Raw genomic sequence first — 24,700 nt, forward strand, 5'->3', positions numbered from 1 at the left:
TATTCAACTTAAATTAAAAGGACTGAGTCCTGTGCAATACAGAACTCAGTCCTTGTTATAAACTAAACCGTCCAACATTTGGGGGTCAGTTCAATCTCATTTAATAAGATAGGCGCTTTTTATGGCATAAGTTTTATTAATAAAACTATTTGCTGCTTACTTTCGCTATGACTTCTTCACGGCTTAGCATTTGCTTTTCTGTCTCACGGCGATTGACGTATTCGTACTTACCTTCAGCCAAGTTACGGTCTGAAACTACAATACGATGCGGAATACCAATCAGTTCAAGATCGGCAAACTTAACGCCTGGACGTTCATTACGGTCATCGAGTATGACATTGACGCCTTGAGCCTTTAGCTCTTCATACAAAGCGGTCGCCGTTTGCATGACGGTTTCTTCTTTTGACTTCATCGGAATGATAGCCACTTCAAAAGGCGCAATCGAGTCATCAACGGTTGGCGTTTTTGGCCACATGATGCCGTTTTCGTCGTTGTTCTGCTCGATAGCAGCAGCGATGATACGGCTAACGCCAATACCATAACAACCCATCATTAGGGTAACAGGCTTACCATCTTCACCAGATACGGTACAGTTCATCGCTTGCGAATACTTATCACCCAACTGGAAGATATGACCGACTTCGATGCCGCGTTTGATTTTTAGTGTACCTTTACCATCTGGAGAAGGGTCGCCTTCTTGTACATTGCGCACATCAACAATACGAGTAATACTTGCGTCACGTACCCAGTTCATGCCGATAGTATGTTTGTCCACTTCATTCGCGCCCGTGACAAAATCTGACAAGGTGGCGGCTGAGCGATCGACAAATACTGGCATATCCAAATCAACACCGATGAAGCCTTTATGTAGGCCAGCGGCTTTTAGCTCTTCATCAGAAGCCATCGTAAGCGGCACATTGGCTTCTTCGATTTTTTCAGCTTTGATAGTATTCAGCTGATGATCACCACGTAAAACGATAGCGATCAACTGCGGCTCATCATCTTCAGTATGACCATGAACGATTAAAGTTTTCACCGTGGTTGCTAGTGGCACATCTAAATGCTCAGCAACCATTTTACAGCTGGTCATATTTTCTGTTAAGACGTCTTCGCGTTCCAACTTTGGCGGCTGACGCTCAGCGATGCTCACCGATTCAGCCAGCTCAACGTTAGCTGCATAATCAGAAGAGTCAGAGAAGGCGATATCGTCCTCGCCGCTGTCTGCCAACACATGGAACTCATGCGAAGCAAAACCACCGATAGAACCCGTATCCGCTTGTACCGCACGGAAATCTAAACCCAAACGGGTAAAGATGCGCGTATAAGCGTCATACATATCATGATAAGTCTTGGCGAGTGACGCTTGGTCAACGTGGAACGAGTAGGCGTCTTTCATAGTGAATTCACGCGCACGCATTACGCCAAAACGCGGACGAATCTCATCACGGAACTTACCTTGGATTTGGAAAAAGGTAATCGGCAACTGCTTATAACTGCGCAGCTCGCCTTGGGCAAGATTGGTGATGACTTCTTCGTGCGTCGGGCCCAAGACAAAATCGCGGTCATGACGGTCTTTAAAGCGTAATAGCTCAGGACCATAATCGTCAAAACGACCGGTCATCTGCCAAAGCTCAGCAGGTTGGGTCATTGGCATCAGCACTTCTTGAGCGCCTACGTTTTGCATCTCTTCGCGAACGATGCGTTCGACTTTTTGCAACACGCGCAAACCCATCGGCAACCAGATATATAGTCCAGAGGCGATTTTACGAATAAGACCTGCTCTTACCATTAATTGGCTTGAGGCGATATCAGCGTCGCTGGGAGTTTCTTTTAGCGTGGCAAACAAAAATTGACTGGCTTTCATAAATAAAGCATAACCTTATCAACGATAAAATAAATAAGAAATAGGAGGATATTGAGCGTGTGCTTTGATGGCCGACGCCAGCTTACCTTTTATCACTTGGTAATAGTCTAGGGCATGCCTAGCTAAAAAGTACTGCAACAAACAGTACATCAGTAGAAAGTACGTTCATAAAACGCCTTGCAAAAAGGCTGGAACTTTTCATTTCGTATTAAACGTCTATATTGGCAACGTCATATTTTAGACAGATAAGCCAGAAAAGTAGGTGTACGCCAACATTTTGCTTATACAATCTGACTATGTTAGGTAAAGTTCGCCTAAGACGCAATGACTTTTTGTTTTTTCAGTCAGAACATTACTTAAAGAGCCAAATATGTTGGTTTTAATTCGATTGTTTACCAATTTTAAGCATATTTATAGCAAATAATTAGCTGACTTCTTCGCCATAGCACTATTGAGAATTATGTAGAGTATTGGTAGTTATTACTTGAAGTTAACGTGAGCAACTAGCATTTATATCTTAGATTTCGATACTAAATATTTAGATTTTTAACTCTCTTATAAAAACAAAAAAAACTTTGAGGTAGTTTACATGACCAATCCTGAGAACCATTCTTCTACCAGTAATAATAATGCCAATCAGCCGCCCACGAAAAAACCCATCGCTATGATGTCGTGGCTGGTATTAATTATCGGTCTTGCCGCGCTCGTTTTTGCGATTTATAGTCTGCAAAAAAGTAGTAAAGAAGAGCCGATAGAAACCATAACCCGTGAAGGGGTGGTAATGCAGATTCAGAAATTGAATCGCTTGGAGACGGTGGCGTTTAGTGTCGATACGGTGATTACCAGTCAAAAACCAGGCAGTTGGATGAAGTTATGGCAAGATGAGCAAAAAGGCTTGTTTATCGCCCGTGGGCGCGTAGAAGCAGGGATTGATTTGAGTGCTTTAACGCCTGAGATGGTACAAGTAATAGCGCCTGCTGAATCTGCTATAAAAAATGCTGAAAGCGTTGATGCCAATAATCCCGTCTCTATCATGCCGCAGATTCATATTACTTTGCCGCCATCAGAGATATTTTCGGTCTATTTAGACGATATTGAAATTTATGATTGGCAGACGGGCGCTTTTGGCATGATGCAGGTTGATCCAAAGATTTTGCAACAAGCGCAAAGTATGGCAAAGAAAGAAGTGCTTGAACGTGCTTGCCACGGTGATGTGATGAATATGGCATTAGAAAATGCGCAAACCCAGTTGCAGCAGTTGTTTTCATTAACTGGCGCAGTAGTCACGGTAACCACGCAGGGCGCAGGGGCGTGTCAGATGCCAGTGGTGACTAAAGCTTAAATGACTTAGACTTCGGCATTATAAGGGGTTAGGACTAGGAGACAGACTTAGACAGTTTAATAGAGATCCTTGCCAGTTAACAAATGTTGCTTGAAGTTATGAGTAATAAGCTTACTATATTATATAGCAGTACTTATTTATCATTATCGATATCCTTATAGATGTTATCGATAAATAAGTCCATATAATATAATAGGTGGCCTATATGAAAACTCCTAATAATCAGCTGTCTGCTAACGATAAACAACGTAAACTAACCAAACAACCTAAGGCGAAAGAGTCGCTCTCGTTTGCTACTTGGGTTTTATTAATAATAAGTTTTACCTTATTAGCTTATGCCATTTATACCATCAAGACGCGGATATTAGAGTCAGATACTGATAAAGAGAGTGCGCCACAAAGTAGTTTGGTGCAAATAGAAAGCTAAGATTGTTTAAATCATAACTGTGTTTTAGTTCATGACTTTTTTCAACTCATGACTCTTTTTAAATGTAGAGCTGTTTGAACTTAATCTTATTTTTTAAATTCAGCAATGGCTAATTGGCGAGCTGCTTTATGTTCAACCATCGGTAGTGGGTAATCGGTATCAGAAAACTTACCACCCTTTGCCAGTTCTTTACGCATTTTATCTTCGCTATGCAAGATGCTGGCAGGAACGTCTTTTAATTCTGGTAGCCAAGTCTTGATAAATTCGCCATCGGTATCATGGGTCTTGGCTTGGCTAAAGGGATTCATGATACGGAAGTATGGCGCAGAGTCCGTACCTGTCGATGCGCTCCATTGCCAGCCGCCGTTGTTGGAAGCAAAATCTGCATCTATCAGCTGCTGCATAAAGTAGCGCTCGCCTAAGCGCCAATCAATCAATAAATCCTTGGTTAAAAACATCGCTGTGACCATGCGCAGCCGATTATGCATAAAGCCTGTCGCATTGAGACTGCGCATCGCGGCATCGACTAAGGGCACGCCAGTCTCGCCTTTACACCACGACTTAAAATCATCCTCACTATATGACCAATGAATCTTGCTATCTGTTTCTTCTTTATAAGCCTTGTGGCGTATCAACGTAGGTTTTTCGACCAGTACATGACGATAAAAATCTCGCCAAGCAAGCTCGCTTATCCAGCGATTAATGTCATTATTGTCAGAGTTTCTAAGAGTATTGCCATCATTACGGTGCAATTCTTCCAGTGCTTTCGTGGCTTGCAAATAGCACAGTCTGGGACTGATTGAACCAATGTTAAGGTAGGCTGATAGCTGGCTAGTCGCGTGCAAGCTTGGCACATCGCGACTGATATCGTAGTCATCAATATCAGTCGCGATAAACTCATCTAAACGTTGGCAAGCTGCCTCTTCGCCAGCAGGGTAAGCTTCTCGAGCGTAATCAAGCTGTGCGTCTATATCAATGTGTGCTAATAGACCATTAGTTTGCAGTACATTTTGATAATTGTTGACGGTCTTTTTACTTAAATTTTCGATATCGTTGATAGTAGTGGCGCTAGATTTTGAGGTTTTCAGCTTGGCTTTGTTATTTACCGCTGGTGCTTCATGCGTTTGTATGGTGCTGACATCTAAAGTATGCCGCCATTTTTTATAAAACGGGGTGAATACTTTATACATGCTATCGCCATCGTTGGTCATAATGCTTTGCGGCGGTAAGATACATTGGTCGTGCCAGCGGATAAACTCGATATCATTTTTTGCCAGTTGTTTGGTGAGTCGTTCATCACGCTCAATCTCATTGCCTTCATACTCATGATTGGCCATGATAAGGCTGATTTTATTCGCCTCACATAATGTGCTTAACGCATTCACGCAATCAGCAAAATTGAGGCAGACTTGCACCGTTAAGTTGATATTCAAGTGTTTTTGCAAAGATGTTGCTAAGATTGGCAATGTGCGGGCGATATGGTCGAGCTGTGTGAGTGACATATCATGCGCGTGCCATTGCTCAGGCGTCATAAAGAAAATAGCACTTACTAAGGCGTTATCCTCATTCGCCCGTTCACTAAGCGCAGCCAGTGCCGTATTGTCATGCAGCCGCAAATCACGACGAAACCACATTAAGTAATGCGGCATACTGACATTCGTATTATCATGGTTTTCGCCATTAGCTGACGCCGTCTTAGACATTCAATTATCCCTATTTTAATCAATCGCAATCATAAACAAAACTACGAATAAAAGTATGCTAGGATAAGTTTTTGGATGCAATTGATTTACCATTCAATTAACAAATCATCATATTTACGCTTTAGCGTTGGCAAAGGACATTTTCCCTCAGTCAATTTAGCTAACACAGTCTAACTCTAACAATGTCATATTCAGTGTTATATCTAAGGTCGCATCATGCACGTTAAGTTTTGTGGTTTTACCCAGCCTAGTGATATTAAAATTGCTGCCCAGTTGGGTGTTGATGCGGTTGGCTTGGTATTTTATCCACCCAGTCCGCGCGCTGTAACTATTGAGCAAGCGCAATTACTAAGTGCTTCTTTGCCAGCTTTTATAAGCGTTGTGGCATTAGTGGTTAATATGAGTCAAGATGAATTGGTTAAGCTAGCAAACCGTGTCTCTTTTGATATCATTCAGTTTCACGGTGATGAAACACCTGAGCAGTGTCAGCAGTTGGCAAGTGCAGTCAATAAACGTTGGATAAAAGCATTGCGTATCAATACTGAACAACACACCGCTGCTAGCGTAAGCGTCGAGATTAATGAATTTGCCGCAGCGGGAGCGAACAGTATCTTGTTAGATGCTTACCATCCTTATAAGTATGGCGGTACTGGGGCACGATTTGATTGGAATCTATTACCGCAAGACAGCTCGCTGCCTATTATTCTAGCGGGTGGGCTCGACGCCGATAATGTCGCTGCTACTTTAGAGCTGCCTATTTATGCTGTTGATGTCAGCGGTGGGATTGAGTCTGACAAAGGCAAAAAAGACGCTGCCAAAATGCGCGCCTTTATGAAAGCGGTCAAACGCGACCGATGGCAAAACGAGACGCTTAGCGAACCTTCGAATATCAGTAATTAGCTTTGTAGCCGTGAACTTCTAGCCTTTAAATAGCTAATTACGTAAAATATTTCCCCTTATTTATTCTAAAAATACCACTTATTATAGTAGGAATTATCATGAGTCATGTCGCGAGCAAAGATGTATCTGCCACTGCTAAAGCCATCAATACCTTTACCAATCCAGAAAATGTACAAGACTTTAATCAATATCCTGATGCGCGTGGACATTTCGGCGTTCATGGCGGTCGTTTTGTTTCTGAAACGCTGATGGCAGCATTAGAAGAGCTAGAGGCGCTATACACCAAAGTAAAAGCCGATCCGGCGTTTTGGGAAGAGTATCACAATGATTTGGTCAATTATGTTGGTCGTCCAACGCCGCTTTATCATGCTAAGCGTCTCAGTGATGAGATTGGTGGCGCGCAAATTTATTTTAAACGTGAAGACCTCAACCATACTGGCGCGCATAAAGTTAATAACACCATTGGACAAGCGCTCCTTGCCAAAATGAGTGGTAAAAAACGTATTATTGCGGAAACTGGAGCAGGGCAACATGGCGTTGCGACGGCGACGATTGCTGCGCGCTTAGGGTTAGAATGTATCGTTTATATGGGCGCGGACGATGTCGAGCGCCAAAAGATGAACGTCTATCGTATGCGTTTGCTTGGTGCGACAGTGGTGCCAGTGACTTCAGGTTCACGGACGCTGAAAGACGCCATGAACGAAGCCATGCGTGATTGGGTCACTAATGTAGATAGCACTTATTATATTATCGGCACAGTTGCAGGCCCGCATCCTTATCCATTAGTGGTACGTGACTTCCAAGCGATTATCGGCAAAGAAGCGCGCATTCAGCATTTACAAAAAACCGGCAAATTACCAGATGCCTTAGTCGCTTGTGTCGGTGGTGGCTCGAATGCCATTGGTTTATTCTTTGACTTTCTCAATGACACTGAAGTCAAAATGTATGGCGTTGAAGCGACAGGTGACGGCATTGAAACCGGTCGTCATTCAGCGCCATTAGCTGCTGGTCGTATCGGCGTGTTACATGGCAACCGTACCTACCTGATGGCAGACGATGAAGGTCAAATTCAAGAGACGCATTCTATCTCAGCTGGTCTTGATTATCCTGGTGTCGGTCCTGAGCATAGCTTCTTAAAAGATATGAAACGTGTTGAATATGTTGGCTGTACCGATAAAGAGTCGTTAGAAGCTTTCCATGAAGCGACACGTAAGGAAGGGATTATCCCTGCGCTTGAATCTGCCCATGCGGTTGCTTATGCGCTTAAGCTGGCTAAAACTATGACCCCTAATCAAACCATTATCGTCAATATGTCAGGTCGTGGTGATAAAGATTTGCATTCGGTAATGAAGGCGGAAGGGATTGAGTTGTAGTAAAAACAGAAGAGTTTAGATTATTGTACAAGAAGGTTTAGCAGCGTATTAAGTTGAATAAATTTTCTATATCTCAATACGGTAATTACTTTGCTCTATAGAGTAAAGTAATTACAAATGTTGCTGGCTATGTTTTTATTATCGATAGTATACCTTCATGAATTTGAACCGCTTAATACCTAGTAAGCCTAGCCAGTTGAGCAAGTATCCAGATCAAGCGGTGCTAACAGCGCCAGTCACAATAAGTGTGGGCGTGCCTACTGAAAGAGTCAGTTTTTGGCAGAGTTATGGTTTCTTTGTAGTTGTCACTGTATGGGCAGTGATGTATGTCTTGATTGTCGTTTGGGAGTTTTCGACAAGTTATACGGTTACGACAATTGATGAAATTGTAAGAAATATCCTTGGGCTTTGTTCTCTTTTAACTATACCCATGTTGTTTTTCGTTATGATGACGTATTGGGTGCATCGTGCCTATAACAGTTTTGTCGTTCCAAATCCATGGGTCGCAAAGCGGTTGACTTGGAAGCATGTGCCAATTATGGTTATCAAAGAAGATAGTATTAGCTTTCTATCTAATTTCTTTATATTTATTGATAATCTACATCATGATCAAATAGTAAGCTTTGATGATGTTGAAAAATTTCTCTAAATCAAAGCAGGTATTCTGGTATTGGTTTTTCGATAATATATAAAAAACAACATGTTGAAGCTATGAAAAATGAAGGTAAAAGGATTCACGGCTTGTTGGCTCACAAAAAATTTACATTATATGAGCATTACAATATTTTGAATGGTCAACATTATATTGATCTACGTGAAATATTAAATATTATGAATACCTTTCATAAGCAAAAAGCTAATAGTATCGAATATTTGTCGCAGGATAATCCTGATAATTTAATGGATGTTGGCTGGTAAAAACACGTTCAGATAAGCTGAAAATTTATTTAACAAAATTATAAGAGAATACTATGACTCGAATTGAAAGCACTTTTGAAACCTTAAAGTCACAAAATAAAAAAGCCTTGATTCCCTATGTAATGGCAGGCGACCCAACACCTGATAGCTTTGTTGGCTTACTACATGACTTGGTCAAGCACGGCGCAGATATGATTGAAGTAGGCTTACCATTCTCTGACCCAATGGCAGATGGCCCAACTGTTGCATTGGCTGGCGAGCGCGCCTTAGCAGCGGGTACCAGTACTCGCGATGCGCTAAAGATGGTCGCAGAGTTCCGTCAGCAAGACAGCCAAACGCCAATTATCTTGATGGGTTATCTGAATCCAGTGGAGATTATTGGTTATGATAACTTCGTTGCGCTATGTGAGCAGTCAGGCGTTGATGGTATTTTGATGGTTGATTTGCCACCGGCAGAGGCGGGTAGTTTTACTCAGCATTTAACTGAGCATTCGATGAATGAGATTTTCTTGTTATCGCCGACGACCTTACCTGAGCGCCGTGAACAAGTCCTAACCCATTGTGGTGGGTATATTTATTATGTGTCGCTGAAAGGGGTGACGGGCTCGGCAACGCTAGATACCGATGATGTTGCGACCCAAGTGCAAGCGATTAAAGCGGAGACAAATTTGCCAGTATGCGTGGGCTTTGGTATTCGTGATGCAGCATCAGCTAAAGCAATTGGCGCTCATGCGGACGGTATTATCGTTGGTAGTGCATTGGTGCAGAATTTTGCGGATATTGATGCCAATGATGCATCGGCTGTTGCTAATGCGCAGCAAAAAATCATGGCGAAAATGGACGAGCTACGCGGCGCACTTGATAGTTTAACAGCCTAATATTATATCGAGTTTATTAGTATCTAAATTTGAAAGACGTAGTAAAGTCGGCGCTTCTTTATTTATCATAGAAACGATAACGGTATTTTTATAACAATGTTTATAAAGACACAGGCAAATGACTTTGCTAAAGTTAGTTTACGTGTGTAAACTAACATCATATATAAATTGTTACAGTTGCGCATAAGCGTGCTTTATAACTGCTGATGTTATAAAGATATGTGACTTTTAAATTGATTCTTATAAACGGACTTCTTAGGGGCAAGTAACTAAGCCAACTTGTCGATAAGCCTTTGATAATGGCGAATACTATGACTGATACTATAACACTAGATACTATAAATAATGCTGCTGCGAATAACGGCGTTGCGCCAAACGGTAATACCGCAGGACAATCGTGGTTTAACCGCCCGATACCGGGTATTAAGCAGCAATTGACCGCACCTTTGACGGCGGTAGAAACCGAACCGTCAACGAAATGTAGCAGCTGTCATTCAATGATTACCAATACCGCGCTGATTTTTAATTGTTATGTCTGCCCGCATTGTGATCATCATTTACCGATGAGTGCACGTGAGCGCTTAAACTGGTTGCTCGATCAAGTAGAAGGCGAGCTAGGACAACAGTTTACTGCCAAAGATCCATTGAGCTTTGTGGATAGTAAACCTTATCCGCAGCGCATGACCGAAGCACAGGACAAGACCGGTGAGTCTGAAGCGCTAATTGTGATGTATGGTAAATTACGCAATCTTGATATCGTTACGTGTGCCTTTGATTTCCGCTTTATGGGCGGCTCTATGGGCTCGGTGGTCGGCGACCGTTTTGTAGAGGCGGCTGAAAAAGCCCTCAACGATAAATCTCCTTTGGTCTGCTTTGCTGCTTCTGGCGGTGCGCGCATGCAAGAAGGTTTGCTATCATTAATGCAAATGGCTCGTACTGCGGCGGCGATTGAACGCTTACGAATTGCTGGCGTGCCATATATTGTGGTATTGACCAATCCTGTTTATGGCGGGGTGACTGCATCGCTTGCTATGCTTGGTGATATCCATTTAGCAGAGCCAAAAGCTATGATTGGCTTTGCAGGTAAACGCGTTATTGAACAAACCGTGCGTGAGACGTTAGAAGAGCCGTTCCAGCGTGCCGAGTTCTTATTAGAGCATGGCGTGGTTGATGAAGTGGTGCATCGCCATCAGCTAATTGATACGATTTATCGTCTGCTCGCCAAGCTATGCCGTGTTCCGAATGTCGATGCTTAATACGCTTAACTTGTTAGCAAATAAGAACATTAGAAATAGCGTTTTTCTGGTATAAATTTTCCTTGCTTACTGTGTGCTTCGCATTCCAGAGACTTTGCAAATTTATCCCAGTAGCACTGTATTCTTTTTAAATTAAATCGACTAAGTCACACTCACTAATAGCATTTATCGTCAATAACGGTAAATGCTATTTTTGCTTTTTGGTCAGGTAGTTATATACTGTCTCTATTTTCTTAATGAATGCTTTCTAATCCTCTATTTTTTATTCGAAAAATTCTATATAGGTTCCGTCCATGTCTGACTCTTCACTTTCTACCTCTAACACTCCTACTGAGCAGTCGAGCTTAACTGAATGGCTTGATTATATGCAGCAGATTCATGTCTCGGCGATAGATATGGGGTTGTCGCGAGTATTGCCGGTTGCTGAGGCGTTAGGCGTGGTACAGTCAGCCAAAGACGATGCTTATGTATTTACCGTAGCGGGCACCAACGGTAAAGGCTCAACGACTGCGGTCATTGCGCAAATGTGCCAAGCGGCAGGTTATAAAATTGCGCTGTATCAATCACCGCATCTGAGTATATTTAACGAGCGCGTGCGCATCAATGGTGAGATGGTCAGTGATGAGACCTTAATTGATGCCTTTAGCAAGGTAGAGGATGCGCGGTTACAGTGCGCTTTGACCTTGTCATTCTTTGAGATGACAACGCTTGCAGCATTATTAATATTTGCCGAAGCAGATTGCGATGTTTGGGTGTTAGAAGTTGGGTTGGGCGGTCGCTTAGATGTGGTCAATATTATCGATCCTGATATGGCAGTGATTACCAATATCGCTATCGATCATGTCGATTGGCTAGGGGATAATGTCGAAGATATCGGCCGTGAAAAAGCGGGTATTTTACGTGATGGCATTACTCTGGTTTATGGCGCTACTGCGATGCCAGCTAGCGTGCAGCAAGCGATTGATACGCATCAGGCAACCTGTTATCAAGCTGGGCAAGACTTTGATTATCGTGAAGTGGATCCCGACGTTTGGCAATACAGTAATGCCGCTGTCACCATGCAGCTACCACGTCCAGCACTGTCATTGACCAATACGGCCAATGCCTTATCAGCGGTGCTGGCAAGTCCATTAAATATTGATAAAAAGGCTATCGAACAAGCGTTACAGACGGTCAAGCTCGCTGGTCGTTTTGATTGTCGTGAGACGCATAACCGCCATTGGCTGTTTGATGTGGCGCATAATGAGCAAGGCGTTGAGTTTTTATTGGCGCAATTATTACCGCTTTGGCAACAGCATCTAGCGAAGAAAAATAGTTCCGAACAAGTAACTAGTAAATCTGCTAGCATTAAAATGCTGTTTTCTATGTTGGGCGATAAGGATGTTAATAAGGTCGTTCAGCGTTTGACCGAAGCCGGCTTGCCTATTAGCGATTGGTTTATTGCTGAGATTGATTATCCACGGGCGGCGAGCACTGAGCAGCTGCAAAGTATCTTAGCAAGCTATGTCGATAGTGCGCAAATACATGAGTTTAAACGTTTGTCAGAAGCCACCGATGCCATTATAAATGATAGTCAAGCGCAAGACTTAATCGTGGTATGTGGCTCGTTCCATACGATTGGCGAAGCGCTAGCGGCACTTGCCGATGATGATTTAAGTTAAAATCGTATTTATATAATGTTAATCTTAGCAGTAGCATGATGGCAGACAGTATTAAATATATGCTTTATAATCAAATTGATTTAGCATCCTGCTATACAATGCTATGAGATAGATGCTCGGCATAAGCTTTATAAATGGATGGACGTAACCGGCGGCAATGGCAACTATTTAACTATCAAAGCTATTTATCAAAGCGATTTAAACTATTTAAGCATAGTTTTAAGACGACCGTTTTTGAAATAATAGTTTTTGAGACGACAGTTGCGCCGCTCAATCAACCTTATTACCAACTAAGAGACGTAAACGGATGAACTTTTCGAGACAAGCCTTATTGGGCATTGGGATGATTATAGGCGGTAGCGTGATGCTATACGCCATGGTGCAACAAATTGGTGATAGCAATAAGCCCCAACCAGCGTCAGCAATGATAGATAAGCCAAGCCCCGCGCAAGAGCCTCCGCAGCCATTGACGACTGATATCGAGACTGAAAAGCGCATCTTGGCACAAAAACAAAAAGAGCGCGCTGCTCGTGTTGCAGAACAAGAAAAGCGTGCTCAGCAGTTCTTAACCGAACAAGAAGCGGCTGAAGCACAAGCATTGGCAAAAGCCCGTGCGGAAAGTCAGCAATATATGGCCAGTAGCGCACCAGCTGCTGAAGAAAGTAAAGAGTCAGAGGCTGCAAAAAACAACCTTGCAACGCCAACGGTAAAGCCTCGTACTGATAGCAGTGATAGCGCTACTGCTTCAGCTGAAAATGATGTAAAAGCTCGAGAGCAGCAAGAGCAAAAAGCTGCCCAGGCGCAACAAGAAGCTCAGCGCCAAGCTGCTCTTAAAGAACAAGCGGCTGCTAAGAAATTAGCAGATAGTAAAAAGGAAGCTGAGGCAAAAAAGCAGGCTGATGCTCAGAGACAATCGCAAGCTGCCGCTGAGAAAAAGCGAGAAGCAGCAGAAGTAGCTAAAAATGAGCCACCAAAGTCGCCTTCTGACTATCAAGTGAAAAAAGGTGACGGGCTGATTAAACTGGCGCGGCAATATAACATGCCCGTGGAGGTCTTGGCACAAGCGAATAATCTATCACCTTCGACATCTCTACAACTGGGTCAAAGTCTTGCCATTCCATCGCGTAAGCAGGTAGAGCGGTTAGCGCGTGAAGCAGCGGCAGCTGAAAAGGCACGTGAAGATAAGCTTCAAAAAGAGGAAGCGTTAGCCAAGAAATCGGCCGATGCCAAGCGTGAAGCGCAGCAGAAACTTAGCGAAGCGCGTAAAGAGGTCAAAGAAACCGATGCTAAAGGTAGCTTTGGCGTACAAGTAGCATTGGCAAATGATCAAGCCAAAGCGGATGAGCTGGCAAAGAAATTCCAATCTGCCGGCTATCAAGTTAAGACCAGCTCTACCAGTCGCGGTGTGCGCGTTATCGTTGGTCCTGAGCGTGGTAAAGTCGCGGCATTGGCGTTAAAAGATAAGATTAATAGCGACCCTAAAGTTAATACAACAAGCGCTTGGGTCTTATACTGGCGTTAAAATGGCATTTATAGCGCTGTAACCTAATGACCATTATTGCTAAACAACTAGCTATATTTTAATTAGGCTCGTTTATATTTCTATCGCTGTAGCTAGTTTTATTCAAACACGACATCTATTGTCGTGTTTTTTGTTTTATCGTTTGCTGATTGGCGTAAGCTTGGTTACGATGAGCGCCGCTCCTTTTTGTTCCTCTCTGTATAACCTGTCAGCCTACAAAGGCTGCCCTGTCGCGGTTAGGTATGTGTCGTCACTTTACTGACATCATTACACATAGCTGACGGCTTTCATTATGTATAAGGTAAAACCATGTCATTTGGCGTTATATTTTTAATATTGGCAGTTGGATTTGTAGGGCTGATCACCTTGCCAAAACTGTTTTCTTCTAAACAAGTTACTGAGCCTGAGCCGCCCCCTGTGCGTGGTGATGAGCTGGCTATTTGGCCATTTGCGATGATGCCCATCATGACGGACACGGAAGTGATATTCTTTAATAAGTTAAAAAACGCTTTACCTGAATATCATATTTTTGTCCAAGTTCAGCTGTCACGTATCATCGAAGCCAATAGCAGTGAAACCTCAGAACGCAGTTTTTGGTTTAATCGTATTTGTCGTCAAAGTGTCGACTATGTGATTGTTGATGTCGATGCCCAGACTACTTTGCTCGCTATCGAGCTTGATGATTGGACGCACAGCAGTAAAGCACGTCAAAAGGCCGATGATAAAAAAGATAAAGCGCTTGCCAGTGCGGGTATTGCTATCGTGCGTTTTCATGCCGAGCGTATGCCAAGTGCCGATATGCTGAGATATGAGCTGATGCAGGTGATTGAGAGTTATTAAAAATTATTAAGATTATAATAAAAGCTTAAAGTTAATCTTCTGCTTGGTCGGATTTTTTAGGATAAATGACAATCGGTCTATCTCCTTCAAAGTATAGCCCTGTTTTTAAGATACCGTTTTCAGAAATAATAAGTGGCGATCGACGGTCATCGTAAAAGTCGCGCTTGCTAAACCATTCTATATAGTGAGCTGCGCGCAATGCGCTGATGTCAATCTTCGCAAGGGTTTCGTTATCCGTCTTATCGCACCATTTATGCATGGGGAAGCTAGGTGTTAGCCAATGAGGATAGACGAAATTAGCGATGTTCATTGGCAAAAAGAATCGCCCTTTTATGACGCCATAACGTTTATCAACCTTAACTTGCCCATGCTTTTCAGTATTCACCCAAATGCTACAAAACTGCTTGGTTTGCATATGAATCATTTTGCGTTGTAGATTGTCGTTGGAGTTTATGCCAACCCAGTTTATCGGCGCAAAAGGGGCGGCGCCCATAAAAAACTTAATCGCCAATTCCCAATGTTCAGTGAGCTTTTCCTCATGATTATACAAAATCAAATCCAGCTCACCAGTCGTCTGTTTGCCATTGTATAACTGCACATTATTAGCAAGGGTCTCGTACGGATGCAACTTGCGCGCAAAGCCATCCTCTAGCCAAAATGACAATAAGCCTTCAAAGTGAAAACCCAAACGATTAGGGCTGGGACGTTTTAATAAGTAGCGGGTCAGCGCCTGATAAGCACTGGTAGTATCCAACTCTTTCAAACGCTGCTTATATGCCTCAAACTGCATTTGCCAAAATGCTGCGTTATGTACTGAGATAGGATGAGTATTTTGATGAGGTGCAAAGTCTAGCCACTCGGTCAATACATTAGGGCACGCAAGCACATACGCCAAGTCACGCACATAAGGTCGCTGGTAAGCTTCCCAGGGCGCATAAGTTTTAGGAGTGGTATGGTATAGAGTGCGAAGCTCAGACATAGGTCAAATCAGAATAGATATAAAGTATTTACCCTAGCGTCTCAATTGCTAAAAGTCTATAGGCAATCGTAATATGTTAAGATTGTAGTCATCTGGCAGCATAATATTTTGCCGACCTATTTGATAATAATGAGGATTAATAGATGAAATATCTTTTACAAATCGACTTTCCCTATAGCGGACCTTTTGGCAGTGCGTTTTTTGATGCCATGAAAGAGCTGGCCGAAAACATCGCCACTGAAAACGGTCTGGTCTATAAACTATGGACAGAAAACGAAGAGACGCAAGAAGCAGGTGGTATTTATGTATTTGATAATCTGGACGATGCCAACCGATATTTAGAGAAGCATACCCAAAGACTGACCTCATTTGGTTTTAAAGACATTAAATCTAAAGTATTTGTCATCAATGAAGCGTTAAGTGCGATTACTAAAACTTCTTTGTAATATTAAATGAAAAGTAATGAACATAAAAAAAGCCAACCATTAAAAAATGATTGGCTTTCCTGTATTACTGCTATGTTTGGTCGGAACGGCAGGAAGTAAATTGTAAGCTGTATGCCTTGTTTTATAAAGGTCCGATATTATTTTATATTGACGATACCAACAATAATACCAACAATCGTTTTTAATATTCGATATTCATCCCTATTTTTGACTATCTAATATAATGCACTCTTAAACATCGGTGTTAGTAACTTATTGCCGTATTCATTCCTATGGTCTGCGTAAAGGGTTCCTTACGTAGACCGAAACTTCAATGAGTGGGAGTTTCAATCGATTATTTGGAAATTAGATCCTGTAGTAACCTAATATGCTACTTGCCTTATCTCTAATTCTTATTTCCAATGTAATTAATTAAATTAGCGTCGTATCTATTATCTTTAAAAAACTTGTACGCGTACAAAGAGCCTTCTTGTGATATGTGACCTCCGTCAAGACTATAAGGAAATTCTAAATCACTCTTTAAATAGAAATCTTTTTCATCAAAAATGGTATCTCTTTTAACAAAGAAAACTCCTTTTTCATCCGCTATGTTATGAACGTAGTCATTAGCCTCTTGATTAAAAGTATCATTACTTTTTTGATGCTTGTAAGCTTTCTCTGACCATAACGAAGATTCCATTCGAGCAATTGGGTTTGATGCATAAGCTACAGGACTAGCCATTAAGATAACTTTAACTCCTTTAGATAATGCTAAGTCAATTGTTGGTTTAATATAGTGTAGTGATCCAGATTGATATCTAACCGACCATAAACCTGCAAGGACTATAGCATCAAAATCTTCTATATTTTCAGAGACATACCTTCTGTTATATAGACACTGTGTATGTTGCTCTGTATTTAGCTGTGTTTTTGGAAAGTCATCATTAAGATAAGGTGCGCACCATGACGTAGTTATGGACTGCAGAAGGTAGTTATTATCTTTTGCAAACTCTTTCCAAAAAGGTTCGTACATTCCAGCATACGAAGAGCCGAAAAGTAAAATCTTTTTATCTCCAGTGTTAGTCAATAAACAAGAAGTTCCAAGATCTTTGTCGGGATAACCTAGGTCTGTGTCATTAAAGAAACAGTATCCTGTTGCTCTTGAAGGAAAAATGATATTTTTCATTTGCTCTTTGACGTATGGCTCTCTATCAACAAACCTTGTTTTGGCTCCATCAGTTGCAATTATTATGATTGAAATTAAAAAAATTGAGGCAGCAATATAAATAGGCTTACATTTTAAATAACTTAAAAGAGTTGGAAAACTTCTTGGGAAATTAATTTTTTCAACATACTTATAACTTAGGAAGCCAAGAAGTATTGATAACGCCAAGCCTAAATAAATATAGTATTCAGGCAATGCGAATGTATAAATAATGACTACCAAAGGCCAGTGCCACAAATAAATAGAGTAAGACCAAGTACCTATTTTTTGGAATATGATGTTGTTTGTGATGATACTGTCATTGCGTTGTGCCTGAATAATAAGAAACGAACCCACAACAGGAAATAGTGCTAAGTAACCTGGCCAAGCGTTTTCTGCTGAGATGAGGAAGTAAGACCCCACCACTAAAACTAACCCTATTCTCTCTAAAAGCTTTTTTCTATTCTCTTGTAATGCAAAAGGATAGAGATAGGCGACCCCACCAATCATCATCTCCCATGCCCTCATAGGGAGAAGGTAATATGATGCGTTAGGTAATTTGTAGGTTGCTATAACAGAGAATATAAAACCAAGTACTGTCCCCACTATTAGTATAGATTTCATCGTCTTGATAGACAGAAACTTGCGCATAGCGACTAGTATTAGCGGATAGATGATATAAAACTGCCACTCTACTGATAGTGTCCAAGTGTGTAACAGCCATTTCTCATGAGAAGCCGCGTCAAAATAACCTGCTTCTGACCAATAAACAAAGTTAGATAAGAAACCGACACTACTGGCAGCATGCTTCCCTAATGCTCTGTACTCTATAGGTGTCAGATAGAACCAGCCAAAGACTAACAATACCAAGCACAGTAACGCCAAGGCAGGGATAATCCTATTAGCACGAGCCACATAGAAATTTAGAATAGAAAATTTTTCTTGCTCAATACCTCTAAATATAATTCCAGTCATTAAAAACCCTGAAATTACAAAGAAGACATCAACACCAGCAAAACCACCAGGCATCCAAGAGGCGTTAAAGTGAAATAGCAAAACACCGATGACTGCAAATGCCCTAAGGCCATTGATATCTTTTCTAAATTTCATAGAGTTATTTACCGAACATGATTATTAAAAATGTCGGTAGTATATAGCTTGTGTAAGTATATGTATATCGAACTAATGTTTTGGCATTTATTATATCTGCATAGCAGGGCATTGTAATTGTTCAAGATGTTTTCACTAATTCATCAATAATCCTTATCCTATCTAAGTAACTATCCTCTATATCCATATATTCTAAAAATAGCCGTTTATGTGTAGCGCGGTGCATACCTTTGGGCTTACGTTGATATGCGCCATACTGCCAGCCTAAACGCTTTCTAATTGCTTGCATACGTGCATCAGGTCGCTGCCACGGCTGCATAAGTTGTGTTTGATAGTTCGCTCCTATGCAATGCCTACAAACGTAAATCCCAGCACAATAAAGCACGCCCACACGTTTACAGCATTTAGGGCATGACCACCAATAGCGATAATGCCCATAGTTGCACGGTGTCGTTAATAGATCAATGTTATAGCGGTATGCTTTGCCGTTGTAGTTATAGCCCACTGGTAGGCTGTCAGGCTTTGTTATGCGTAAATACTCACGATAGCTCGCTATGCTTAGCTGTGGGTAGTCATCAAGGCTGTAAGTATTTGCAGTGGTAGGCATGGTTATATTTCGTAGGTTATCTAAATCATTAAGCAAGTTTGCCTTTTCTATCATATCTTGTCTGTTTGCTGCTCTCAATCACATGGCTAGCATCTTGGTTAATGGGTCGTTTCTGTCTTTTTCTCTATACTCTAAGCGTATGCCACCGCCTAGCAGTTTTGATTTGCTCATGGTGCATGACAACGCTGTTTTATAATCGTCATCAGTGAGTGCCATTTGCCTAACTTGTTCTATTTCATCGAGTAGGCTATCTAATGTAATTATATCCCTTGTTCTATCGCTCATAGCTTGCCCTGCCTTTGTTTTTATTAATTGCCACCATAGTTGCACCGCATATCTTTTGTACTAGCTTGTTATGCTCATTTATTAGCCTGTAGTAGGTAGAGAAGTGCATGTGTTTTGGTCTGCCTTGATTACCATGCGCTATCCCTGCTTGCCAGCCTAAACGCCTCCTGATTGCTTCAGCACGGCTAAATAAACGGTCTATAGGTTGTTTTAGCTGTGAACCATAATTAGCACCTATGCAGTGTCTGCAAACGTATAAGCCAGCACAATATAATACTGATACTCTTTTGCTGCACTTTGGACATAACCACCAATGACGGTAATTGCCATAGTGACAAGCGGTGTTATCTAATTTTATGCTGTAGCTGTAAGACTTGCCACCATAGCTATAACCTAACTCGATACTGTAAGCTTTGCCTTGCCTCAACTGCTCACGATAGCTGCTAATGCTCAATCTAGGGTAGTTATTCAAGCTTGAAGTAGTGGCAATGGCTGGCATGATGATTTCTAATTGTTATCTAAATCATTAAGTAGTTTTATAACCCTTATTCTAACATGGATTAATTTATATCTATTTCAAAGTAAATTTTTATAAACATCAGGCACAAAAAAAGGCAGACGCTAAACGCCTACCTTTGATTATTATGCTGTACCTTAGTTTTTTGCTTGGGACACTTGGGACAACGGGACAACGCCCGTCCTTAATGGCTTGTAGCTGTCCCAGTCTATTTTTAGCCTTTGGGACACTTGGGACAAACTAGCATATTGATGTATTCTGTCCCAGCTGTCCCAGTGGTTTTTTAGTGCTTGGGACAGTGCTTATCCCTTGCGGTGTATGGGTTGTCCCAGTTGTCCCGCCTGTCCCAATGCTTTTATCAGTTTCATAACTTAATATGTCGTTTTTGATAGCATAGACACGCTTACGGTTTTTTTCAAACGGTAAAGCAATCCTGCATGTTTTGCGGTCATTCTCAGTCACATTCAGTAATTTAGCATCGTCTAATACCTGTAGTACTTTGCTTTTACTAAATGGTGAACATACTTCATCAAACATGCTAGTAGAGAAATAATATTCGCCTGTATCGTAGTTATGATAGCCTGCGCGGTTAATGATTTTATGCTCAAAATCTTGATAGGCGGTGCTGTGACAAGGCTGAAAGCGACTTGATCCGTGCTGTTCAATAAATGCTTTGATATGTTCTATAATTTGGCGTTGCTCATGCTCACCATCACGGCCATAGTTATCAAGCCAATTATCTAAACATACCCTAACGGCTGTGGTTGCTTGTCCTACTTGCCAGCCTGTAATGCCTGCGCTTGTTGCTATCTCTCCAGCTGTTGCCACAATAGCGAACCGTTTAGCCACTCTATGCGCTTGCGGTGCTAGCTTTGGGTAATGGCTCATAAAGTCGTTTACAAGCTGCCTAGCGGTTGCTGTGGTCGCTGCTTTGTCATTGGTGATATGTTCTAGCCACGCCATACCAGCTACACCATAGAAAGTATTTGATAACTCTTTTATTTTATCGGCTTGTGCTGCGCCCGTTTTTGCCATTACCAAACTATCAAACGTCTTTAAGCCTTTGCCAGCATCAGCATCTATATGAGCTATGCGAACCTCAATACCTGCATTAGTCTTTTGACCTGCTTGCGCCATAAGGTTCTGTAGTGACTCCTCACCATTAGATAAAAAAATAATGCGCCATGTTTTGGCTATACGGTTATGCCCTGTAGTGGTGCTGCGCCCTTTACCTTGACCATTAGCTAGCATATAGCTACTTTTGCCAATAATTTTGGGATCACATTCGCTTATTTCATCGAGGGGTAAAAAACTATCGTTATACTCGCTTGCTGTGCCCTCTAAGGCGTTATCTGTGCTGCGCCATGTCTTAGTGTAGCTGTCAGGCTTGCCCTATACACTAGCAGCCGTTTTTAGCGATAATGACTTACCCATACTTGATGAACCTAGTATGTGAAAACCGCCTCCGTCATCATCTAGTAGCGCGAGTAATTGCCCTGCAAACGCGCAAGCAATAGAGAAAACAAAACGGCTTTGTTCGGCTAGTGGTTTGCATAATTCATCACGCCATTGTTCTAATGTCCCTTGCTGGGTTATCGTGCTGTTGATTGCATGGGCAGACTGGTAAACAATCAACTCCTTACCATCACTACCTATTGCACCATTAGGCAATATATATTGCTCATCGTGCCAGCCTAGCTTATCCACGCATAACGCCCGCTTGTGAATAGGGTAGTCCTGAATATAAGTATCTAAATAGCTACGCTGTTTGGGGTTGGTGGTAATGTTCAAGCCTTGACTAGCCAATTCTCTACGATATTCACGGGCATCACCTTGTAGCAGTGATAACGGCATTGACCACGTATGTAGCACGCTATCATCATCACGCCATTGTAATAACCGCCCCCATGTACCGCTGCTTGTGTCCCTTACTTTTGCGATAACCTCAATCGGTGAACAAACAAACGCCTTAAACTTAAAGGTTATATTTGCTGGGTTATCATCGTTATACTTCACAAAAAACAATCCATCGTGATATAGCTCAAAACGTCCATCAGCATAAATCATCGGCTCATTCAGCTGTGGATCATCGCGCCATTCAGGATAGTAGGCAGACTCTTTTAAATTAATGATTTGGCTGTCATCAGCTGCCAGTATCGCCTCATAGCTATGGTTAGCATGTAGCAAGGTGACAATATCAGCCATAGTAACCAATGCCCTAGCATTCACACCTGCTAGTAGATTTATCATGCGTTTGTTATCTATGGTCATTGGTACGGTTAGCAGTGATCCGCTACTCCAATGCTGCACCATCTTTTTGAGGTGCTGACTTGTCTTTTGAGGACTAACAATAATAGTTATATCATCAGCTGCCATACATTGATAAGCATCAATAGCATGGGTTATATCATCAAACGCTATCACCTCATTGGCTTTGTTTAGCTCACCCATGACGATAGCGCCATACCCCGTAGGGTCAATAACAATGGGCTTTGCTTTGCTGTTTGGTGTGTAGAATACCGCGCCTACAATATCGCCTTGTTTATCGGTCAATCTTAGGGCTATCGTGCCAGCTGTCGGTACTACTTTGTCGTCATCTGTAGTAAGATTGTCGGTGACGTTAAGCAAGCTATTAGGCGGTAGTAGGTCAAATAGTTTAAGCAATAGCTTATCGTTTGCCAGTCCTTGCCGTGTGACTGCATCAAAGCTATTTATTACCACTGTAAAGCCTGTGCTAAATGCACGGGCTTTTTCATGGACGGCTGTTTGTGGTGTAGTGGTCATCTAGTCCCCCTTGCTTGCGACTGGTTCGGCTGGCGTGTGGCTCTATATTTTTTATAGTAGCTTTTGCGCTTGGCGTGCTTGCGGCTTTGCTTTGGTGGGTAGCTCTTATTAGTAGGCACAAGCATCTACCTTACCAAAACCAGTTTGGGCTAAGGGTTCGTTGATAGTGTCCAGTTGGCTATAAAGCAGATTAATCCAAGTATCGGCGGCATCTTGTGACAGACGCGCCATTGCTATAACTGTACTTGGCTCTACTTTTTGCTGATAGACAAGGTTTAATAACTGCCCTAAATCATGTAAGACAGTAGCAGCCCCGTTAATGTCACAAGCAATATCCGATAGCATGATAGACGGCATTAAAATAACTTCGTCATCATCAGCACTGGTTAAGTCGATAACCTTACGCTGTTTGTTTTGCACAATAGACACGCCGTTATCATACGAACCATTAAGGGTTTGATTAGATAGTGTAGGGGTGTTTGTGTTTGAGGTCGTGCGGATTGAATTAGGCATGATAATGCCCTCCTTGCGTTGTTTTTTGAGTGAATGCCACGCTATACGGTAAAAGTATAGGGTGACGGGTCTTACTCTCGGTCACGCAAGCAACCGCCCTGCATATTCGCCTTTCGGCTATTGTATTTTGCAGCGTCAACCCGTCATAGTCGGTTAGCAAGTGATTTGCTATAGATATGATGGTTTGCCCCCTTGTTGCACTCGAGTGTGCTTGTGGGGTTATGCTTGAATAGATAGGGACAGCTTGAGAGGCTGCGCTATTATCAGGCATAAAAAAAGCCAATAAGTAACGGTATGGCTTACCGCTTGCGTGTTTTGAGAGGTCTATATAGTAACCGCTGCTATCATCAGTTGCAATCTGTTTTGCTTGTGCTGGCTGGCAAGCTACCAGTGAGAGTAGCAAGCCAATACCTATCACCCATGCCATAAAGATGATAAAGCTAAGTAGTAAGCCACGCTTATGTGGCTCATTGCGATTGTGTGCCCCGTGGCTGGCTTTTAGACTGGTTCTGTTATCGTTGGTCATTTCTTACGTCCTCCACGTTGAAAGCTATTTCTGCTATTTTTATAGATAGGTTTTTTAGCGACTCCACTTGTCGGCTGCCTGTAGGTAACAAGCTGCCTAACATCTTGGTTTCAAGTTCTGCAAGTTCTGTCATGGTTTTAATGATGGTCACATTGGCGTGTAAGGTAATGATTAGCTGGTCAATAAAGTCATCAGGTATCATTAACATACCCTCTCTTTTCAGCCCGTCCATGACTTCGTTTATTAAATCGTCACTACTCATGATCTGCTACCTCCTCTTGTGGCGCTGACAACATGCCGTGTAACTGGTCGGCTATGTCCTCAGTAGTAGCGGCATTGCCTGATAGCGCCATGATGACCGCATTGATAACGCCACCTGATACCGCGCAATCTACTTGCACGGCTTGTAATGCCATTGCTAGATGACCGTTATCAATATTCAATAAGACTATCTGCTCACTGATACTTTCCAAGTGGTCGGCTGATACTAATATTTGATTACTCATTAACTTTCACCTCGTCTTGTGCGATTAGGTCGCTCATGATGTCAGCACTCATTTTGCTGGCATGTTCGCTGTGTGCCAGTAGCGCGGAACGTATCGCCACAATCACGCCCTGACTTGCTGGGTCGGTTGTTTCGATGGTGTTCAGCGCATAAGCAAGGCTTTCACAATCGTTCGATACGTCTTGTATGTAGTCGTCCACATGGCACAGCGTATAAGTGTCCACTGCTACCAGTCGCGGCTCTAATACTTCCAATGGTTCGGTTATGCTCATGGTGTCACCTCGCTGTTAGATAGTTCGCTTTCAAGTAAAGTCTGCTCATCAAGCCAATAGACTGAAAAACGCTTGTCATTGTGCGTGACCATCTCACTTTGAATGGTTAGCCCTGCGGTTCTTAGGTCGTGTATGCGCTGCGCTAGGCATGTGATTTGATAAAGGCGGTATGCGTCCCATGTGGTGATCGTTGCCCCTGTCATCAGGTGTGCTCTAACAATATCAATCTGTGTCTTAGGCGCTGGCTGGTTGGTCACTGGGGCGGTGGTGCTGGCTGTAGTCATCATGG

At 42.3% G+C, this 24,700-nt stretch carries 27 protein-coding genes and 1 pseudogene; 13 read left to right on the forward strand and 15 right to left on the reverse strand.

All coding sequences use genetic code 11. The features are described 5' to 3' along the window. The first annotated feature begins 1 nt into the window (after nt 1). On the forward strand, nt 2-61 hold the full coding sequence (locus tag FHS24_RS12655) for an IS3 family transposase (RefSeq protein ID WP_183620800.1): 60 nt from the start codon (nt 2-4) through the stop codon (nt 59-61). Nucleotides 62-145: 84 nt separating this feature from the next. Here the strand turns inward: FHS24_RS12655 and FHS24_RS10530 are convergent, their stop codons facing one another. Continuing rightward, the gene (locus FHS24_RS10530; protein WP_183621102.1) at nt 146-1,864 is read right to left on the reverse strand and encodes a proline--tRNA ligase; all 1,719 of its coding nucleotides are present in this window, start codon (nt 1,862-1,864) and stop codon (nt 146-148) included. A gap of 589 nt (nt 1,865-2,453) precedes the next feature. Between FHS24_RS10530 and FHS24_RS10535 the strand changes: the two genes are divergently transcribed. Further along, complete coding sequence (locus FHS24_RS10535) at nt 2,454-3,206, forward strand: DUF4230 domain-containing protein (RefSeq protein WP_183621103.1); 753 nt, start codon at nt 2,454-2,456, stop codon at nt 3,204-3,206. A 205-nt stretch (nt 3,207-3,411) separates the two neighbouring features. Further along, nucleotides 3,412-3,633, forward strand: coding sequence for a hypothetical protein (locus FHS24_RS10540; protein WP_183621104.1), 222 nt, complete (start codon nt 3,412-3,414; stop codon nt 3,631-3,633). 86 nt (nt 3,634-3,719) lie between these two features. Here FHS24_RS10540 and FHS24_RS10545 read toward each other — a convergent pair whose 3' ends face one another. Beyond that, a complete protein-coding gene (locus tag FHS24_RS10545; RefSeq protein WP_183621105.1) occupies nt 3,720-5,336 on the reverse strand; it encodes a cryptochrome/photolyase family protein in 1,617 nt (538 codons plus the stop codon). Between the two features lie 216 nt (nt 5,337-5,552). On the opposite strand from FHS24_RS10545, the gene FHS24_RS10550 reads away from it, so the two are divergent. From FHS24_RS10550 to FHS24_RS10590, 9 genes are all read left to right on the forward strand, one after another. Continuing rightward, on the forward strand, nt 5,553-6,236 hold the full coding sequence (locus FHS24_RS10550; protein WP_183621106.1) for a phosphoribosylanthranilate isomerase: 684 nt from the start codon (nt 5,553-5,555) through the stop codon (nt 6,234-6,236). Nucleotides 6,237-6,334: 98 nt separating this feature from the next. Then, a complete protein-coding gene (gene trpB / locus FHS24_RS10555; protein ID WP_221185060.1) occupies nt 6,335-7,609 on the forward strand; it encodes a tryptophan synthase subunit beta in 1,275 nt (424 codons plus the stop codon). A gap of 157 nt (nt 7,610-7,766) precedes the next feature. Then, nucleotides 7,767-8,258 (forward strand): hypothetical protein, encoded by a 492-nt coding sequence (locus tag FHS24_RS10560; protein WP_183621107.1) that lies wholly within the window; start codon nt 7,767-7,769, stop codon nt 8,256-8,258. 62 nt (nt 8,259-8,320) lie between these two features. Further along, nucleotides 8,321-8,527 carry a hypothetical protein gene (locus tag FHS24_RS10565; RefSeq protein ID WP_183621108.1) on the forward strand — a complete coding sequence of 69 codons (207 nt, stop codon included), beginning with the start codon at nt 8,321-8,323 and terminating at the stop codon, nt 8,525-8,527. A gap of 53 nt (nt 8,528-8,580) precedes the next feature. Then, nucleotides 8,581-9,405 carry a tryptophan synthase subunit alpha gene (gene trpA, locus FHS24_RS10570; RefSeq protein WP_183621109.1) on the forward strand — a complete coding sequence of 275 codons (825 nt, stop codon included), beginning with the start codon at nt 8,581-8,583 and terminating at the stop codon, nt 9,403-9,405. A gap of 299 nt (nt 9,406-9,704) precedes the next feature. After that, complete coding sequence (gene accD, locus FHS24_RS10575; RefSeq protein WP_183621110.1) at nt 9,705-10,661, forward strand: acetyl-CoA carboxylase, carboxyltransferase subunit beta; 957 nt, start codon at nt 9,705-9,707, stop codon at nt 10,659-10,661. A 293-nt stretch (nt 10,662-10,954) separates the two neighbouring features. Next, the gene (folC, locus tag FHS24_RS10580; RefSeq protein WP_183621111.1) at nt 10,955-12,322 is read left to right on the forward strand and encodes a bifunctional tetrahydrofolate synthase/dihydrofolate synthase; all 1,368 of its coding nucleotides are present in this window, start codon (nt 10,955-10,957) and stop codon (nt 12,320-12,322) included. A 307-nt stretch (nt 12,323-12,629) separates the two neighbouring features. Continuing rightward, complete coding sequence (locus FHS24_RS10585; protein ID WP_183621112.1) at nt 12,630-13,844, forward strand: SPOR and LysM peptidoglycan-binding domain-containing protein; 1,215 nt, start codon at nt 12,630-12,632, stop codon at nt 13,842-13,844. A 309-nt stretch (nt 13,845-14,153) separates the two neighbouring features. Then, nucleotides 14,154-14,684, forward strand: a complete 531-nt coding sequence (locus FHS24_RS10590; protein WP_183621113.1) for a DUF2726 domain-containing protein — start codon at nt 14,154-14,156, stop codon at nt 14,682-14,684. A 31-nt stretch (nt 14,685-14,715) separates the two neighbouring features. On the opposite strand, the gene FHS24_RS10595 is transcribed toward FHS24_RS10590, so the two are convergent. After that, entirely contained in the window at nt 14,716-15,663 is a 948-nt protein-coding gene (locus tag FHS24_RS10595) for a DUF1853 family protein (protein WP_183621114.1), read from the reverse strand. 143 nt (nt 15,664-15,806) lie between these two features. Here FHS24_RS10595 and FHS24_RS10600 point away from each other — a divergent pair, with 143 nt between their 5' ends. After that, nucleotides 15,807-16,109: a monooxygenase gene (locus FHS24_RS10600; RefSeq protein WP_183621115.1), complete on the forward strand. Its 303-nt coding sequence runs from the start codon at nt 15,807-15,809 to the stop codon at nt 16,107-16,109. Nucleotides 16,110-16,494: 385 nt separating this feature from the next. On the opposite strand, the gene FHS24_RS12355 is transcribed toward FHS24_RS10600, so the two are convergent. The 12 genes and pseudogenes from FHS24_RS12355 to FHS24_RS10655 all read right to left on the reverse strand — a co-directional run bounded on the left by FHS24_RS12355 (nt 16,495) and on the right by FHS24_RS10655 (nt 24,698). Then, entirely contained in the window at nt 16,495-18,402 is a 1,908-nt protein-coding gene (locus FHS24_RS12355) for an acyltransferase family protein (RefSeq protein ID WP_221185061.1), read from the reverse strand. Nucleotides 18,403-18,523: 121 nt separating this feature from the next. Beyond that, nucleotides 18,524-19,063, reverse strand: coding sequence for a hypothetical protein (locus tag FHS24_RS10610; protein ID WP_183621116.1), 540 nt, complete (start codon nt 19,061-19,063; stop codon nt 18,524-18,526). A gap of 24 nt (nt 19,064-19,087) precedes the next feature. Beyond that, nucleotides 19,088-19,294 carry a hypothetical protein gene (locus FHS24_RS10615; RefSeq protein ID WP_183621117.1) on the reverse strand — a complete coding sequence of 69 codons (207 nt, stop codon included), beginning with the start codon at nt 19,292-19,294 and terminating at the stop codon, nt 19,088-19,090. Then, the gene (locus FHS24_RS10620) at nt 19,284-19,793 is read right to left on the reverse strand and encodes a hypothetical protein (RefSeq protein WP_183621118.1); all 510 of its coding nucleotides are present in this window, start codon (nt 19,791-19,793) and stop codon (nt 19,284-19,286) included. The genes FHS24_RS10615 and FHS24_RS10620 overlap by 11 nt, the downstream gene beginning before the upstream one ends. 258 nt (nt 19,794-20,051) lie before the next feature. Continuing rightward, nucleotides 20,052-21,062: a hypothetical protein gene (locus tag FHS24_RS12660; RefSeq protein ID WP_233449120.1), complete on the reverse strand. Its 1,011-nt coding sequence runs from the start codon at nt 21,060-21,062 to the stop codon at nt 20,052-20,054. A gap of 3 nt (nt 21,063-21,065) precedes the next feature. Beyond that, nucleotides 21,066-22,595 (reverse strand): annotated as a pseudogene (locus FHS24_RS12665) (DUF927 domain-containing protein); the annotation flags it as partial. Between the two features lie 108 nt (nt 22,596-22,703). Next, nucleotides 22,704-23,108 (reverse strand): hypothetical protein, encoded by a 405-nt coding sequence (locus FHS24_RS10630; RefSeq protein ID WP_183621119.1) that lies wholly within the window; start codon nt 23,106-23,108, stop codon nt 22,704-22,706. Then, complete coding sequence (locus FHS24_RS10635) at nt 23,101-23,634, reverse strand: hypothetical protein (protein ID WP_183621120.1); 534 nt, start codon at nt 23,632-23,634, stop codon at nt 23,101-23,103. The genes FHS24_RS10630 and FHS24_RS10635 overlap by 8 nt, the downstream gene beginning before the upstream one ends. Beyond that, nucleotides 23,621-23,896 carry a hypothetical protein gene (locus FHS24_RS10640; protein ID WP_183621121.1) on the reverse strand — a complete coding sequence of 92 codons (276 nt, stop codon included), beginning with the start codon at nt 23,894-23,896 and terminating at the stop codon, nt 23,621-23,623. Before FHS24_RS10640 ends, FHS24_RS10635 begins: the two co-directional genes overlap by 14 nt. Next, nucleotides 23,889-24,140, reverse strand: coding sequence for a hypothetical protein (locus FHS24_RS10645; protein WP_183621122.1), 252 nt, complete (start codon nt 24,138-24,140; stop codon nt 23,889-23,891). Before FHS24_RS10645 ends, FHS24_RS10640 begins: the two co-directional genes overlap by 8 nt. Further along, nucleotides 24,133-24,411 (reverse strand): hypothetical protein, encoded by a 279-nt coding sequence (locus tag FHS24_RS10650; RefSeq protein WP_221185062.1) that lies wholly within the window; start codon nt 24,409-24,411, stop codon nt 24,133-24,135. The genes FHS24_RS10645 and FHS24_RS10650 overlap by 8 nt, the downstream gene beginning before the upstream one ends. Next, on the reverse strand, nt 24,408-24,698 hold the full coding sequence (locus tag FHS24_RS10655) for a helix-turn-helix domain-containing protein (protein WP_183621123.1): 291 nt from the start codon (nt 24,696-24,698) through the stop codon (nt 24,408-24,410). Before FHS24_RS10655 ends, FHS24_RS10650 begins: the two co-directional genes overlap by 4 nt. Between the last annotated feature and the right edge of the window lie 2 nt (nt 24,699-24,700).

It is taken from the genome of Psychrobacter luti, from assembly GCF_014192115.1.
GTDB classification, from domain to species: domain Bacteria; phylum Pseudomonadota; class Gammaproteobacteria; order Pseudomonadales; family Moraxellaceae; genus Psychrobacter; species Psychrobacter luti.